A 15,505-nucleotide genomic window follows, 5' to 3' on the forward strand; every position below is an offset into this window, starting at 1 on the left:
CCTCCACATTTATGTACATACTCTACTTTTCTTTCTGAATCGTTATTATACCAAAGGAAATTCTATCATATACATCAGATTCAATAAATATCTATAGTCAAATTGTCTAAAAAGAGTAATATTTGCTAGACTTTATTCCAGCATACCCGTCAGGCCACCCAAAATTGAAAAGATAATTGAAGTGGAATACACCATGCTATCGTTGAAGAAAAACACCATTCCGACCGCAAATAAGATACAAATGCTGCTTATTGACTGATTCGATTTCAGACTCAATGCGTTAATAGATCGAATCAATAAAATAATTCCTAACACAAGAAAACTCACTAGCGCAACCACACCAAAACTATACCCGATAAATAAATAAATATTATGTGGCTTATCAAATGTATGCGTATACTTTCCAAGCAACTGAACCTTGCCTATAAAATCATGATGGGGAAACAAGAATCCAAACACATCCGCACCCTTGCCAACAAGTAATGTGTCTTTAAGCATTGGCAAGCCGCGTGACAATATGTAACCACGTCCCGATGCATAGCCTTCATAGCCATCTAATGGTTTAAATCGCTCAACGGAATTTTTCTCATACAAACGACCATATGTGTCAAATACAGCCAGTCCATCTTCCATATTACCAATATAGAATTGTACATTTCCAAAGAGAAGTTCAAGGGTTCTACCATCTCGCATTCTAAACATAAAATGCTCAATAGCTTCATTATCAAAAGTATAGTAAGCAGCATCATCTAGATCTTGCTTGAGTTCTAATATTTGATCATTATAGTAAAACTGCAGCTGACCGCTACTGCTTTTAACAGTAAAATCATTTTGATCAAAAGAGAACACTACAGACTCTTCACTTACATCAATATCTGTTAAACGACCTTTCATTTGCGAACTCTTAGCAACTGATTCAAGCTGTGTGAGTTCCGCCTCTATTGAACCCCCACCTATAAGTCCACCGCTACCTATGTAAATCAGAACAAACAAGATTAATTGAAATCCAAACACTTTTTTTGATATTCTATTTGATCCTTTAAATAGAAAATATAGTCCAGCTATGATAATCGCAATAGAACAGGCTAAGAGCCCTGCAGAAGATTTTGTGAAGATTAGCATGGCGAAAATTAGCGAGTTCAAGGCAAGGTACTTTTTCGAGTCCATCCACTTAAATGGATAGGTTAACATTAACGGAAGCAACAAGGCTATATATGTCCCAGCATGGTTTGGATTTGCAAAGAATGTTGAAAAGCGCTTTGAAAAGGCATCATTGACCTGTACACGTGAACTTCCAGGTGTAATCAAATCCATAAATATAGTGCTTTCAAACAAACTATATCCCATATAGGCAAGTAAGCCCACTGCAAAAATAATGAGAAATGCAAGTGCAAGACCCTTTCCGATTGAGTCAAATAAGTCACTTGACATGTATATTTGGGCATAGAAGAAAATTACAATATAGGACACCCAATGAAAAGTTCCTTCCCCTGCTATATAGGTCCCAAATGCACTTATTTCTTTAAACTCCGTTAGAGCAAAGGAGAGAAGAACAAAAAACAAAAGAACAAAAGCCGCTATGTTATGAAGCTGCTTGGTTTTTTTAATAATTTTCGCCTTTGCTTCGTTGTCTTTTATAAAATCATTAATAATTACAATACCCATTAAAAACGCAACCGCTACAATAAACATACCTTTATAATAGGTCAGAAAATCATAAACAACCGGCTTAATACGAACAACCTCAAGCAAATAATCTGGTCGTTCGATTTTGTGTGTTACTGCAATAAATGGTACAAAAACTGTAACAAGATAAAGGAGTAAGCCCCTGAAATTTGACCACTGTTTTTTTTCTTGCATTACATGCCCTCCTCTAAAGATGTCATTTTAACCACATCACCACTTAAAATCCCTAAAGAAGTAATTAGTAACCATCCTGTTGTGATGGATATATCATAGAATAAAAATGCTATCAAGACTGATAATGCACTTACAATAATAATATTTTTTCGCGCCTTCCATATAGAACCAACGACCCAAATCAAATATGTCAGTAACCCCAACACTCCAAACTCAACCAAAAATCCTAAGTATTGATTATGAGGTTTATCTACAATAAGTTCAGGATTTGCAAATGCATTTATTTTTGAAACATAGTCAGTCTGAGGAAATGACAATACAAACTGGTCTGGTCCATGGCCTAGGAGTGGTTTATCAAAAATTAAAGGCACACTTCTTGACCAAATATACCCTCTATTAGATCCCCACCTCAAGTTGTTCTCAAAGCCAACAAAATCGGCGTCCACCACATCTGTCACCTTGCCATATGAGTTAATATATTTAACCTGATTATCTATACTAACAAAATTCATAGTATATCTCTTATTTATATTAAGAGTAACTACAAAACCAACATCCTTACTCCTTGTGATCTGGTAAGACAAGCCTTCTAAAGTAGGCTCTTGAAAAATCAAACTCATATCTTCTAATTGAGTCACAGAAATCGTGTCGCCGTCTGTTGTATATGGCTTAGGGAGCTCATCTTCACTAAAAAAACGCATAACAAGCTTTTGGTCATTATAATCAATTAGCAAGTCACTCTCTTCTATATATAACCCCTGCAATTTGGTATACGAAGCTCGACTTGACCCCATATCAAATAAACGTCTAGAAAGGACATTATCGGCTAAATTATCACCAGCAACGACTAAGACCATTGTTATAATAAGACCTATCAATATTTGCTTTCTAAATTTATAAACTGACTTCATGTTGATAATAAAATATAAGAGAAAAGCAATCGCAAGCGCACCCAACCCCGCACGTGAATATGACCCCATTAAGCTAATAATCGCTCCAAGTACAGTGAGTGACCATATACCCTTAATGATTTTATTGTCTTTAATAATGCCATATACTGCAAAGGGAATCATCCCCGCTACGTATACCCCTACATTATTGGGATTATAGAGTGTCATATAAACTCGGTTCAATTCAAAAGTGAACTTCATACTATCCAATCCATTATTTTTAATATACTCTGCTGGTAGTATGAGTTTTTTCAAAATATCCATTCGAAACGGATCCATACTTAAGGCTTGCATCAGTCCAATTGTAACCATAACAACTGCAGACAGTAAGATGAATCTTGTCACGTGAAGTATTTCTTTTTGACTATTAATCACAGTTTTTAAGTAATAATAATATACATAATAGCTGATCCATGTTGCTGCACCATGCCATCTTTCTGAATATCCCCACCAAACCACTGTATCCTGGTCTGCAAGAAATGAGGAGAGCACAACAAGGCCTACAAAGGCCAATCCTGCCATGTCAGCCCTCGTAAAACTAAAGCGTACTTTGCCTATAACCCAACCTGCAATTAAAAGTACAATTGCTAGCAAGGCCCCGAAGAAAACCAGCCGCGCTTTATAAAAATTAAATAAATCTCCATTTACAATAACACTTGGCAGTCCTTCAACATTTAAGTCCTTTATGACAACTTGCTTTAGGCGAACCGTCAATGGCATTATAGTTACAAATAAGAATATTGGTATGTATTTTAATATTGTCCACCCATTTTTTTTAAGATCTATTTTCAAGTTGGATCAACTCCCATTTTATTATTTTCCACTCCCAATCATATCATATATTGACAATAGGTTCTATGAAAAGACCGTTTTCCCTAGGGAAAACGGTCCATTTTTTTACTCTACTATAACTGTTGTATTTGCGATCTTATCATTATCCACTGATTTCACTTGTACAATGGCTTTTCCCTTTTGCTTACCAATCAGGTTTTTGCCCTCAATAACAAGTGCTGTAAAGGGACTTCCGTCTCTATTTTTATAGCCACTTTTTACTGTGGCATAACCCGAACCACTATATCTTAACATATCGTTTATCAGCTTTAATCTTACTTGATGCCTCGCAATTTCTGAACGTGTTGTGTTTGTCACATTTTCAATTGCCTCAAGTTCTTGAAGAACTTTCTCTTCATAGTCTAGTTCCACCTTTAAAACATCTAACGAAATCAGTTCTTGAATCACCTTGAGCTCATATCCATCTTCAAATGGTTCAGTATAAACGCCACCACCACTCACATCAAAGTCTGGCTCAACAAGCTGACTTTCATCGACCTTCAAGAGTATTTCTTCCGGCAAACTTATTCTTGTTACCATAGGCACAACACGCATGTCAATTGAATCTGTCCGACCAGAGTCAACCGTTTTAACCGTTAATGTGAACTCACCCAGTTTGTGTGCTGTGACCATATTGCCTTCAACTGTCGCCACATCTTTATCACTTGATGACCAAATCACATCTTTAATTGCAATGTCTTCTAGAGTTCTTCCATGGAGTGGAAAAAGTATATGTTCCACCTTATATGTTTGCCCAATATAGAGACCTGGTCGACCTTCCTTTAGAGGTGGCATACTTTCTTCATCCACTTCGACACGCCCTAAATTAGATGATGACCTAAACTCCCATTCAATACGATTGCCATAATCATCAATTATTTGTAACTTGTTTTTCCCTTTTTCCATTGATGTAAAATATATTCCATCATCCCTATATTCAACTTGATCACTTGGACCATATTGTACAAAAGCCTTTAACTTGCTCAAGTCTAAACCTTCTGGAACATTAATAAAATCAAGTTTGTACGCCTCACCGACAGATATCCCATATGGCATTTTATTAAAATCCATATTTTTTAGATTCAGTCGACTGGACACTGCTTCACTTAACTTGACTTCTACAGAGGCCACATCTTCATAGCCACTGTCTTTTGTTGTTGCAGTAATTCTTACAACACCATTGCTTACAGCTTTCACTAGACCTTTTTCATCCACTGTGGCCACACGACTATCACTTGTTTTCCAAGAAACAGTTTTGTCCACAATAGGTTTGTCACTGTATCGCGGAAGCAGGTTGGCTGTAAACTGATATTCTGGATTTTCTTCTGTGAGCACAAGATTCGTCTTATCCAGTTGTATACCGCTAATACGCGAATTCACCTGTACGCGTATGGCATCTTTATAACCACTCACTGAATCATAAGCATAAACCGTAGTGGCTCCAACCATTTCCCCTGTCACTTGACCTGATTCTGAAACTTGGACAAAGGCTTGACTGACCGGATTCCACTTTGCATTTTCAACAACCTCATACCCAGGGCGCCTAACCAATGACAGGTTGACTGTTTCCCCTAGTGCTATGGAGATGTTCTCTCCTTGTTCAATATTCACGGTATCATAAGCACTAATTACATAAACTGTGACAGTGTCTTTTTTATGACCATCAGCCGTTACACCTGTAATAATGCATTCCCCTGGCTTTATTGCCTTAATAAGACCATCTTCATAGATTTCCACAATACCAGGTTTATTCACCTGCCAGTTAATTGTACTATTTATTATATCTTGCCCCGGTGTAGAAGCCACCAGTCTGTATGACAATTTTTTTCTTGACCCGGTTCCAGTTTAAGGGAACTTTCATCAATAAGTAACTTAGAAACTGCATTTTTTATGGTTATTCGAATGACTTGTGTTTCAGTTGCATTTCCATTGTAGCCGTATAGGAATACTTCTCCTGCTTTTAATGCTTTTAAAGTCTCACCTTCAAAATCTGTCAGTGTCTCTTCAGAACGTACCCATTCATACCCTTCCTCGAGCGTCATGCTTTCACCTACATACAAAACTTTTTGTGAAAGCGTCTGACCAAAAACAATTGAGCCCAGTCCAATAAGCAACACAAACAATAGTCCCGCAATCCTGAATTTCATTCAAATTCCCCTCTCTATCTCTCTATTCTTTCAGATCAACCCCCGAGCTGATCTCATCCACTTTGAACTGTCCTGAATAATCGTAGATATCATACATGTAGAGTCTCACACTGCCATCACCAATCCCAAAGTCCGTTTTCAAAAGAACCTCAGTATGACTTATAAACTCCACATCTGTTGGATAGAATTTCTTTGTTGAATTGCTGTTTCTATATTCAAGTAAATAATTATCTGTATCTTCAAGATCAATTTCTCGTCCAATATCAGTGAGCGTAACCCTAATTGTGTCATCTGATATGTATTTAGCGCTTGAAATGTCAATTTGATCTCTTACATGGTCATTGCCATCGAAATCATCGCTGTCTGATTTGTCAGCATCTCGGCCTAAATAGTCTTCAATTGATCCATTATGTCTTAGTGTGTAATCCTCGTCTTCATCAAGATAGTCTGACTTTCTGAGATATAATAGGACACGCGTTGGTTGATTCTCATTCCAATAAACATCATCCACATCAGGGTCATCACGTTCCCCATCAATTCTAAAAGATGCTCGCATAACATCATCCGTAAGCGGCTGAGTGAACATGACTTCTACGGTGCTTCTATCCACCGCCCTCACATCATCTATTTCTGGAATGACCTTATCTATATCTTTTTCAGAGAATGAATCTTCATAGTGTTCCACTCTTGTCCCGCTATATATATCAAAGACATCATCAACTTCTATTCTGTAGTCTGTTCTTTCAAGAATTGATCCAAACTTGAGAACAACTTTATTTTCACTTATACCATCTTCATCTTGATACCAATAGACTTTCATTGGATTTTGACTGGATCCACGGTCTAAGTTAAAGAGTCTATAATTATCTTCATCTAGAGCAGTTTTCTCTCCGACCGGTCGACTAAACTCCAGCTCTATGTGGTTTTTATCCACAACTTCGTAATCATCCACTTCAAAGGAATTTAGGGCCGATATATTGGCCTCATATATCAAAGTATCGCCTTCACCTTGATTCATTCTCTGTTCGTAGGTGCTTAACAGGTCTCCCCTGACATGAAGGGCATAAGACTCATCTTCTATCATTGACAGGGATTTAAACTTTATAAGGACTGTTTTAGAGTCGTTTTGCGAAAGTATTTCCAAATTCTTAAAGTTACCATCTACAAGAGCTTGCCCCTCTGCTCCAAATCGGTACATCAGTGGCATTAAGGCTCTTTCATCAACAGGCTGTGTAAAAGTCACCTTAATCAGCTCAGATGTGATTGGTTCAATAAAGGATATTCTGAAATGGTCTGACTCAATTTTTTCCTTTTCATAGCCTTCAAAATCAGCTTCAAGATCTTCAGTTATATTGTTGTCTTCATCTACAACTTGATCAAATTCTACTTTAAAACTTGCCGGTTCATAAAAAGCATCCTTGGATTCAATAATGACTTTTTCACCATCATGAACAATGTTTACTATATCTATGGTTTTCTCACCGTTTTTGAGGCTTATATCATCTTTAGATGGAACTTGTATAGTTTCATTAAATACAACTTCGACTTCTGTTTTAGAAGCTGTTACAGCTGTCTCTATCATTGTTATAAGTTCATCTTCCTTGATCAAATCATGACGCTTGGCGACGACCATATTGGTCACTTTTTCATCAATCAATCTTTCCACGACTGTACGCTTTGAGTTTTTTAGAGGTTTTGTAAGGGTATTGTACATGGTTCGAACGACATCGCCCCGAACATATTGATTGTTGTCTTCAGTTCTTACCGCATACTCAATGTTTTCAACAAGACCTTTAGAATAGGCAAAACTCAAGACGGAATCCCAATCAAAGTCGACATCTGCCTTATACTCCATGGCCTGCAGCAACATGGATAAAAATGCTTTTTCACTGACAAAGCTGTCGGGTCTAAATGTTCCGTCTTCAAATCCAGACACGATGCCATTTGCGTGACAATAACCGATGAAAGGCGCATACCACATGTCAGATTCCACATCTTCGAACATGGTCTTATTATAGGAAGAAACGTTATTTAGAACATCCACTTCTTTGCCTAAAAACTTGACAATAAATGTGGCCGCTTCGCTTCTTTTAAGCTGGCCGCCTAAATTAAATCCTTTTCCATCACCTTTTAAGAGTTTTAGGTCTTGTAACACTTCTGCATCATGGATTGTATCACCATATGTAAAAGGAATGCTCATCAGCATTATAAGTAAAATAAGCAGTATACTTATACGTTTTTTCATTTTATCGCCTCCAATAGTCTCATCCCCTAAATTATAACATATCTATACACAAAAATGAGTCCCCGAGGAAAAATACAGGAACTCATTTATACTCAATTATCTTATTATTAATTACTCCGCTGTTATACGAGCAGTGTTCAGCTCAACAAAGTTTGCAAAGTTTTGAACTTGTAAGTATGCTTGCAATTTCGCATCATTAATATTGTAGTAAGCGGTTTCAAATGCCTTTCGACTTTCACTTAGATCAATAAGGCTAACAAGGCCATTATCGTATTTAAGTTCTGCGATTTCATATGTCCTTTTAGCAAGTTCATAGTCAAGTTGACTAACTTCAATGTTTTTTTCAGCTATCTTTGCATCGTTATACTTTGAATACAGATCCAGCTTAATGGAACGCTTCATATCTTCAATATCACCATCTAGCTTCATGATTTGATCTTCAAGAAGGTCCATTTCGATAGCGACTTCGCCAAACCCCTTAAAACGTTGCTTTAACTCCAACTCTTTTTCTTTAATGTCTTTTTCAGTTTCCAGTTGTGCAATTTGATAGGAATTTTCTAGCATGGTCTCAAATAGACTTTCTAAATCAAAGGCCTCTAGGTCTAATGTTGTCATACTCGATTCCACTATATCGATATCAATAAGTGGATCTTGGTCAAGAAATATGTTAATTTCTCTTTGTTTTCTTTCCAGACTATTGGCAGCCTTTAAATAATCTACAAAAGCATTTTGAAAGGTCACTTCAAATTCGTCATATTGCAGTTGTGTTATTTGTCCAACTTCCAGTTCCGTCTTCTTTGATTCACGTTTAGACTGCATAAAATCATAGTAGTCTTTCTTGCTTCTCAGATCTTCTTTTAAATTAGAAAGTGTGTAGAAGAGTTCTTTCGACTTATAGTCAATTTCTTTTTCTTGACTCAGAACTTCGTATAATTTATCCTTATACTCTTTTCCTTCAGAAAGGGGGTCTAATTCTAATTTTTGTTTGTCAGAAAACGTAAATGAATCATCAATATCAAAATTTTGCTCTAAGGATACAGCAATAGCTTTTGCAGTGACATAGTCATCCCGTTCTCTTTCTTCTTGTTTCTTAAGAACCTGATAGGACACATTGCTTTCTTCTGCCAACTCAATCATACGATTTAGTCCTATGGATGTGATATCTTCAGCATACACTGTCGTTGTAGCCAAGGCGCTACAAATGAGAGCCGATGCCAAAGTTAATGGTAGTATTTTCTTCATAATTATTGCACCTCTTTTCTATTCGTAAGCCACGCCGTAGTCAACATACATATCCAGTTTAATCATAGCTGAAGTTAAATCCCTTTTGGCATTATTTAGATTCATAAGCGCACTGGCTTGACTCACCATTAGACCATGCACATCTGTCTGTTTTATTAGGCCAAGTTCCAACTGCTTTTCAGCTTGCTTCAACTTTTGTGTTGCATTATTGTATGCTTTTGAATATGATTCGATCATTTTCTTCTTGGCTGCTATATCTCCGATAATATAATTTGCATCTGATCGTAAACTTGCTTCACTTTCTCTTAACTCTGATGTTAGCTTTTCGATTTGATACGTTAAATCCTCGTATTCTGTACCAAACTCATAGCCATCGTATTTTTGATACAAGTCATAGTTGCTCTTGTAAAAATCTAGATCAATACGAAGAGCCTCCAGAACCGGACTGTTTTCTACGGCCTTGTTTGCTATATCTCGAATGGACACATTGTCTTTATAATACCGAGACTCGAAGTTTCTATCCATTTCTGTCTCTTCAAGCACATCTAGACCAATCATATTATTTAATGTCATGAGTAGCCCCTGCTCTTGAATCTCTAGCTTTTCAATAGCCAATTTCAATTTGGATAATTCCGTTTGACTGCTAAAAAGATCAAACTCCGAGATTAAACCTTGATCATACATTTTAATAAGTTCATCATGTATGTCAGACCGCACGCCATAAAGCATGTTCTGCGTCTCAATGCCTGATTCCATTTCTAGGATGCCCATATAAAGTTTTGTAACGCCTACAGTGACATTCCCTTTAACCAAATCTACATTGTTTTGAAGTTTAGTCAGTTCTTTTTCCGCCTGGTATCCAAGCGTCTCTGCATTTTTTGCATATCGACTATATATTTCTTCATCCGTTAAATCTGGCTCTTCCAGTCCAAAAGTTAATGCATAAGTTATAAAATCAATGTCCTTAAGCATTTTTTTAATTTTAGAAGGATTTCTATTATTCATAATACGAACACTTAAGTCTGCAAGTTCTTCCATGAGTTCATCTGATGTCATATCAATATACTTATCGTAATCGTCATCCACATCATAGTACATGATTCGGTATGTTTCATACTTTTCTATCATCCATTGATATTGCTTAGCGCCTTCTTTGGCTTTTCTAACTTGTTCCTCAACAGCAGGTATATTGGCATTGATGTCTCGAATATCTGAACTGTTTTCGATAGCCTGTTCAATAGCTTCATTTAGAGACAACTCTGTCCCTATCTCAGCAAAACTCGGAATGCTTCCAAGAACCAATGCACAAGACAAACCTGTTGCTACTATTTTCTTCAACATACTTTCACCTCGATTCAATTCGACTTAACTATACATATTATACGCTATGATTATGATAATTCTCTGAATGAATCCTTAAAACTTTCTAAATAAACTCTAATATAAGAACTATTTATCGAACATATATAAATCCATATCTTTATCACTTAAATACTTAATATATGTTCCATATTCCCAAAGCCCTTGTTTGGTACCGCCATCATGCTCTGAAAAAGCACCTGCACCATGGAATATTCCCATGTAAAGATAGCCCTTATAGACATCATTATTTGCATATCTAATACGACCATATCCTGTCACTGTTCCATACCGCATTTGTCCTAAATAGTTGCTGCCATCTTTATAAAAAAGCTGGCCTTGACCATGTGGAAGGCCTTTGTCAAAGCTTCCTTTATAGACATCACCATTTTCAAAGATCATTTCCCCTTGGCCACTTGGCAGATTGTTTTTAAATGTCCCATTATAGGCTTTTCCGCTTAACCAGAAAACCTGACCCTGTTTATAGGTCCCATCATCATTATATGTACCAATAAAGACTGCTTCATCCGAGTAAGTGCTTATTTCTTCATGATTTTCCTCAGTAGAATCCACAACCCTATATATCTTCCCAGCCTTCTCAATTTCAATATTCATCGCCTTTAAAATATTGGTGAGTTCCAGATATACACGACCCTCAAATTCTACTGTATCCACAGCGATAAATTCATCTTCTTTTTCAAAAACCATAAGACCAGTGGTTTCTTCTTCATTTGATAAATAACTTTCTTGATCTATGTTCTCACCAAATGTTAACGGATTTAGAATGCATGCTAAAGCTAGCGCTCCGATTGTTACACTAATACGCTTTTTAAAACTATTCATTCTAAGCTTCACCTACCTTTGAGCAGTCATTACACAATCATCTACTATTGATTCTTATACAGCACAATACTTTTATTACTGGGTCATTACATATAAAAAAAGTGGACCAGCGTCTCCGCCAGCCCACTTTTCTATTGTTTACATCTTACTTTTCAAGTTCGATGTTATCAGATGCTTTGATTACTAGATCAGATGCTTTGTCAAGTACAAGTACTTTAACTATTGCACCGTCAACGAATGATGCATCTTTCAGCTCATCACCATCATGAGTGAATGAAGTGATTTCAGATTCGTTTACGAATACCTTAACAACTTCGTCATCTTCGTTATCAAGACCCTTAACTTCAAATGTGTTTGTAGATTCAGTGAATGTACCGAATTCTAGTTCTTCTACAACGCCTTCGAAGCTTTCAGAGAATGACTTAACGTCTTTGTCATCTGGAGTGATTGTTACTTTGAAAGTTTGACCTTCAACAAATGCGTAGAATTCATCGTTGAACTTGATCTTAACTTCGTCAGTATCTAGGATTGATACAGTAGCGCGAGTCGTAGCTGTAGTGTTAATTGTAGTTACTTCGTCAGCCGCTTCTTTACCATTCCAGTTGAAGTCCCAGATTACTGTAGAACCGCTTGTCACTTTGTACTGACCAGCAGGTAGATCTTCATCGTCAAGAATCTTAACTGTAGTACCGTTGATTACAGCGATACCATCAATTGTGTTTTCAACGTATGGAGTTGAGTTACCAGGGAATTCGAATGGATCATCCATTTCCTCTGCGTCATTACCTTGTAGGTCTTCTGCAAGAGATTTTTGCTCTAGAGTGTACATTTCGTCAGACTTTAGAGTCACGTCGCTATCGAATGTGATAAGAACGATATTGTCCTCGTCACCGATTTCTACTGTTGCGATGTCAACATTATCTTCGTCTTCATCTTCAACGTCGTAGCTACCTTCTTCACCTTCAGCGATGTCTTCGTCATATACAACTTCGATCTGACGATCGTTGATTGCACGAACAACTTCGATTTCAGGCTTAGCGTCGTCATCTGCGTCCCACTTAATTTCGATTTCTTGGCTTGCAGCAGCACGGCCAATGATATCTGTTACATTGTCTTTAAGGTTGAACTTAATTACTTCGTTGTCATCAAATTTGTCGCCAGAAATATATTCTAGAACAGCTTCGTTGTCTTCGTCAGTGTCAAGTTCGAATACTGCAGTGTTGTTTTCGTCACCAGTGATTGAGATAGTACCAGTAACAAGGATGTCTTCGTCATACTCAACGTAGATCTTGTTTACATTTTCTTGGTACGCACCATCATACTCGATGTCGTAATCTTTTGAGTCATAATCTTCATCTACATCAAACTCTTCGTCGCCAGCATCGTAATCTGGAACTAGACCAGCAAGGTCAGCAATCATGTGGAATGAAGTGATTTCGTAAGTCTTATCAGCAGTACCTTCTAGTGAGTGACCATCGAATACGATTACTTTGTCACTATCAGCTAGGTAAGTTGCCATAAGCTTAGCAGTTGATGTTGCATCATCTTTATCAGTTACGATAATGTAAGCGCCTGTGTCGTAGTCCATCTTTTCGTCGAACTCAACGCGGATCTTACCTTGGTCTTCGTTATCTACATCTTCAACGTTAGGACGAGTAGTGTCTTGTTCAGTTGAAGTTGCGATGAATGAGTACTCAGCGTTATCAGTTGCGTAACCAGAGAATGTTTCAACGCCGTTTACAGTTAGAGTGTAAGACTCGTTGTCATCCATTTCTTCGAAAGTTACGATTACCACTGTAGAAGAATCAACGTCTGTTTCAATCGCACGACCGATTTCGCCGTCTACTGAGTAGTTTGTTGGATCTTCCATAGTTGCTTCAGTTACAGGTTGTGCGAAAGTGATTTTTAGAGTTTCTAGATCTTGAACTTCAACAGATTCAACATATGTTGGAGCGTCAACGATTAGATTGTCTCTATCAGTATCGAAAGATACTTTTTCTTCATCTTCCATTGCATTACCAAAAGTATCAGCAACGTTGTTTACAACTAGCTTGTAGCTTTCTTCCTCATCAAGAGCAGAAACTGTTAGCCAGATTGTTGTTTCTTCGTCATCATTGTCCTTGAACTGAGCGTCAAGTACGTCAAACTCGTCGTCTTTTGCTTCGTAGTTTGAAGTATCAAGTGCAGTTGCAGGATCTAGGTAGTTATCTTCGTCGAAGTTAACTTCTAGCATAGTAAGAGAAAGAGCTCTTACATCGCCATTGTTTAGCTTAGGTTCTTTATCATCTTCGTCGCCACCGTAGAATGTTTCAGATAGCTCACTAGTGATTGCATTAGCAGATGTAGAACCATCTACCATGTTAAGAACTTTAAGAGTGTACTTCTTGTTGTTTGACTGCTCAGAAGTTGTAAGAGTTACCTTGCCATAGTAATCTGAATCTTTTTCGTCATTTGTTGCAGTTGAGTCATAAACCTTGTCATCAGCTTCAGCTTTAAGGATTTCTAGACCATCGATTGAGTAGTTAGAAATATCTTCAGCAGTTGCTTTGTCAACGCCATGCTCGTCATCGAAGTAGATGATTACTTCAACGTTGTTATCATCAGAAGCGTCTACTTCTTCGATTTTAGGTGCTTTTGTATCGAACTCAGGGTAGAATGTCTTAATTTCTTTAGACATTACAACGCCATCAACGCTCATTACATTTTCAACAGTCATCTTAGCAGCTAGAGACTTTGTGAAGCCTTCAACTGTAACAAATACTGTTTTGTTGTCGTCATCAAGACGTGCGTCAGTTACTGTACCGATTTTGTCAACTGAGTAGTTAGCAATATCTTCAGCAGTTGCACGATCTACAGCCATGTCAAATTCAACTTTAACTAGGTCTGTATCTTCGCCTGTGATTGAATCAACTTCTGGCTTGTCAGAATCTTTAGATACGCCAGTGAAGTTAATTGCAGATTCACCAAGAGTTAGAGTGTAAGCTTTGCCACCCTCCATAGCTGCTGTTTCTAGGTTAACCCAATCAGAACCAACAACAGTTACGTCTTTGATTTCTAGCTCTGTAGAAGTACCTTTTTCAGTGATTACGTAGTCTGCAGCTTCAGCAGCAGCAGCGTCAACGTCGTCAGCGAAGTAAACTTCAACAGTCATGTTACCAATAGCTTCTACTGTGTCAAGACCAGCAGTTAGATCGCCAGCAGGCTCTTCAGTTGGCTCAAGACGTCCAAGTTCAACACCTAGAGCTATGTCTGAATCCTTCTTAGGAAGGTTTACTGTAGACCACATAGCTTTGAAGCCTTGGCCACGAGTAAGTTCAGAAGCTTCATCAATTTCGATGCCCATATCAGCAGCTTGTGCTACAGAAGCATTGTAATCAGTTACTTCGTAGTCAAGAGCTTTCAGCATGAAAGTTGCAGCCATTTTTGAATCAACAGCTACGCCAGCGCCGAATGAGCCGTCGCCCATACCAGCTGTCCAACCTTGGTAAGCTGCATACCATACGTATGGAGCAAACCAGTCATTTTCGTTTACGTCTGTAAAATCGAATGGGATGCTAAAAGTTGCTGCTTCTTCTTTAACACCATTCATTTCTGCGATCAGAACCATCATTTGCTCACGCGTAAGTTTCTGATCTTCGTTTAGATTGCCGTCTTGGTCGCCAGCGACAAAACCAGCCTCTTTAAGCATTTCGCCTGCAGAGTGGTTGTCAGCGAACGCAACCGGCACGCTGCCTAGTGCAAGTACAAGCACTAGAACGAGAGAAAGAATTCTCTTCATTTTGCAATTCCTCCTTGTTATGTAGTAGGTTTTTTTGTGTCGAAGGGAAGATTGTACAATACCAACCGGCCCTCCCTTCAACAAGAGCGGTTGTTGCCTGAACGGTTTAATACCTGCTTAGGCACTTCCCCGATTCTAGACTGATTATATCACCTCATTGAAAGGAGGGTCAATCAGCCACCAGGCTTTGTAACATAACTGTAAATTAGAAACAAAGCTCGCATCAGGGAACACAACAGTCTGTATTATA

The 15,505-nt window shown here is 37.8% G+C and carries 9 protein-coding genes; all 9 read right to left on the bottom strand.

What is annotated here, in order from left to right:
* Window positions 1-132: 132 nt before the first annotated feature.
* The 9 genes from ACQ4KW_RS19685 to ACQ4KW_RS19725 all read right to left on the bottom strand — a co-directional run bounded on the left by ACQ4KW_RS19685 (window position 133) and on the right by ACQ4KW_RS19725 (window position 15,255).
* On the bottom strand, window positions 133-1,860 hold the full coding sequence (locus ACQ4KW_RS19685) for a hypothetical protein (RefSeq protein ID WP_430884136.1): 1,728 nt from the start codon (window positions 1,858-1,860) through the stop codon (window positions 133-135).
* On the bottom strand, window positions 1,860-3,602 hold the full coding sequence (locus tag ACQ4KW_RS19690) for an O-antigen ligase family protein (RefSeq protein ID WP_430884137.1): 1,743 nt from the start codon (window positions 3,600-3,602) through the stop codon (window positions 1,860-1,862). Before ACQ4KW_RS19690 ends, ACQ4KW_RS19685 begins: the two co-directional genes overlap by 1 nt.
* 105 nt (window positions 3,603-3,707) lie before the next feature.
* A complete protein-coding gene (locus tag ACQ4KW_RS19695) occupies window positions 3,708-5,396 on the bottom strand; it encodes an Ig-like domain-containing protein (RefSeq protein ID WP_430884138.1) in 1,689 nt (562 codons plus the stop codon).
* Between the two features lie 23 nt (window positions 5,397-5,419).
* On the bottom strand, window positions 5,420-5,788 hold the full coding sequence (locus ACQ4KW_RS19700) for a hypothetical protein (RefSeq protein WP_430884139.1): 369 nt from the start codon (window positions 5,786-5,788) through the stop codon (window positions 5,420-5,422).
* Window positions 5,789-5,810: 22 nt separating this feature from the next.
* Entirely contained in the window at window positions 5,811-8,033 is a 2,223-nt protein-coding gene (locus ACQ4KW_RS19705; protein WP_430884140.1) for an S-layer homology domain-containing protein, read from the bottom strand.
* A 111-nt stretch (window positions 8,034-8,144) separates the two neighbouring features.
* Window positions 8,145-9,275 carry a TolC family protein gene (locus ACQ4KW_RS19710; protein ID WP_430884141.1) on the bottom strand — a complete coding sequence of 377 codons (1,131 nt, stop codon included), beginning with the start codon at window positions 9,273-9,275 and terminating at the stop codon, window positions 8,145-8,147.
* Between the two features lie 18 nt (window positions 9,276-9,293).
* Window positions 9,294-10,616 carry a TolC family protein gene (locus ACQ4KW_RS19715; RefSeq protein ID WP_430884142.1) on the bottom strand — a complete coding sequence of 441 codons (1,323 nt, stop codon included), beginning with the start codon at window positions 10,614-10,616 and terminating at the stop codon, window positions 9,294-9,296.
* A gap of 108 nt (window positions 10,617-10,724) precedes the next feature.
* Window positions 10,725-11,477, bottom strand: coding sequence for a hypothetical protein (locus tag ACQ4KW_RS19720; RefSeq protein ID WP_430884143.1), 753 nt, complete (start codon window positions 11,475-11,477; stop codon window positions 10,725-10,727).
* Between the two features lie 145 nt (window positions 11,478-11,622).
* Window positions 11,623-15,255: a hypothetical protein gene (locus ACQ4KW_RS19725; protein ID WP_430884144.1), complete on the bottom strand. Its 3,633-nt coding sequence runs from the start codon at window positions 15,253-15,255 to the stop codon at window positions 11,623-11,625.
* Window positions 15,256-15,505: the final 250 nt, after the last annotated feature.

The sequence above is a fragment of the Tianxiuia mixotrophica genome (genome assembly GCF_050596425.1).
Classification (GTDB): Bacteria; Bacillota; Clostridia; order Peptostreptococcales; family Acidaminobacteraceae.

Coding starts and splice junctions, on each gene's coding strand:
- ACQ4KW_RS19700 (WP_430884139.1), bottom strand. CDS start 5,788: ATGAAATTCAGGATTGCGGGACTATTGTTTGTGTTGCTTATTGGACTG.
- ACQ4KW_RS19685 (WP_430884136.1), bottom strand. CDS start 1,860: ATGCAAGAAAAAAAACAGTGGTCAAATTTCAGGGGCTTACTCCTTTAT.
- ACQ4KW_RS19725 (WP_430884144.1), bottom strand. CDS start 15,255: ATGAAGAGAATTCTTTCTCTCGTTCTAGTGCTTGTACTTGCACTAGGC.
- ACQ4KW_RS19720 (WP_430884143.1), bottom strand. CDS start 11,477: ATGAATAGTTTTAAAAAGCGTATTAGTGTAACAATCGGAGCGCTAGCT.
- ACQ4KW_RS19715 (WP_430884142.1), bottom strand. CDS start 10,616: ATGTTGAAGAAAATAGTAGCAACAGGTTTGTCTTGTGCATTGGTTCTT.
- ACQ4KW_RS19710 (WP_430884141.1), bottom strand. CDS start 9,275: ATGAAGAAAATACTACCATTAACTTTGGCATCGGCTCTCATTTGTAGC.
- ACQ4KW_RS19705 (WP_430884140.1), bottom strand. CDS start 8,033: ATGAAAAAACGTATAAGTATACTGCTTATTTTACTTATAATGCTGATG.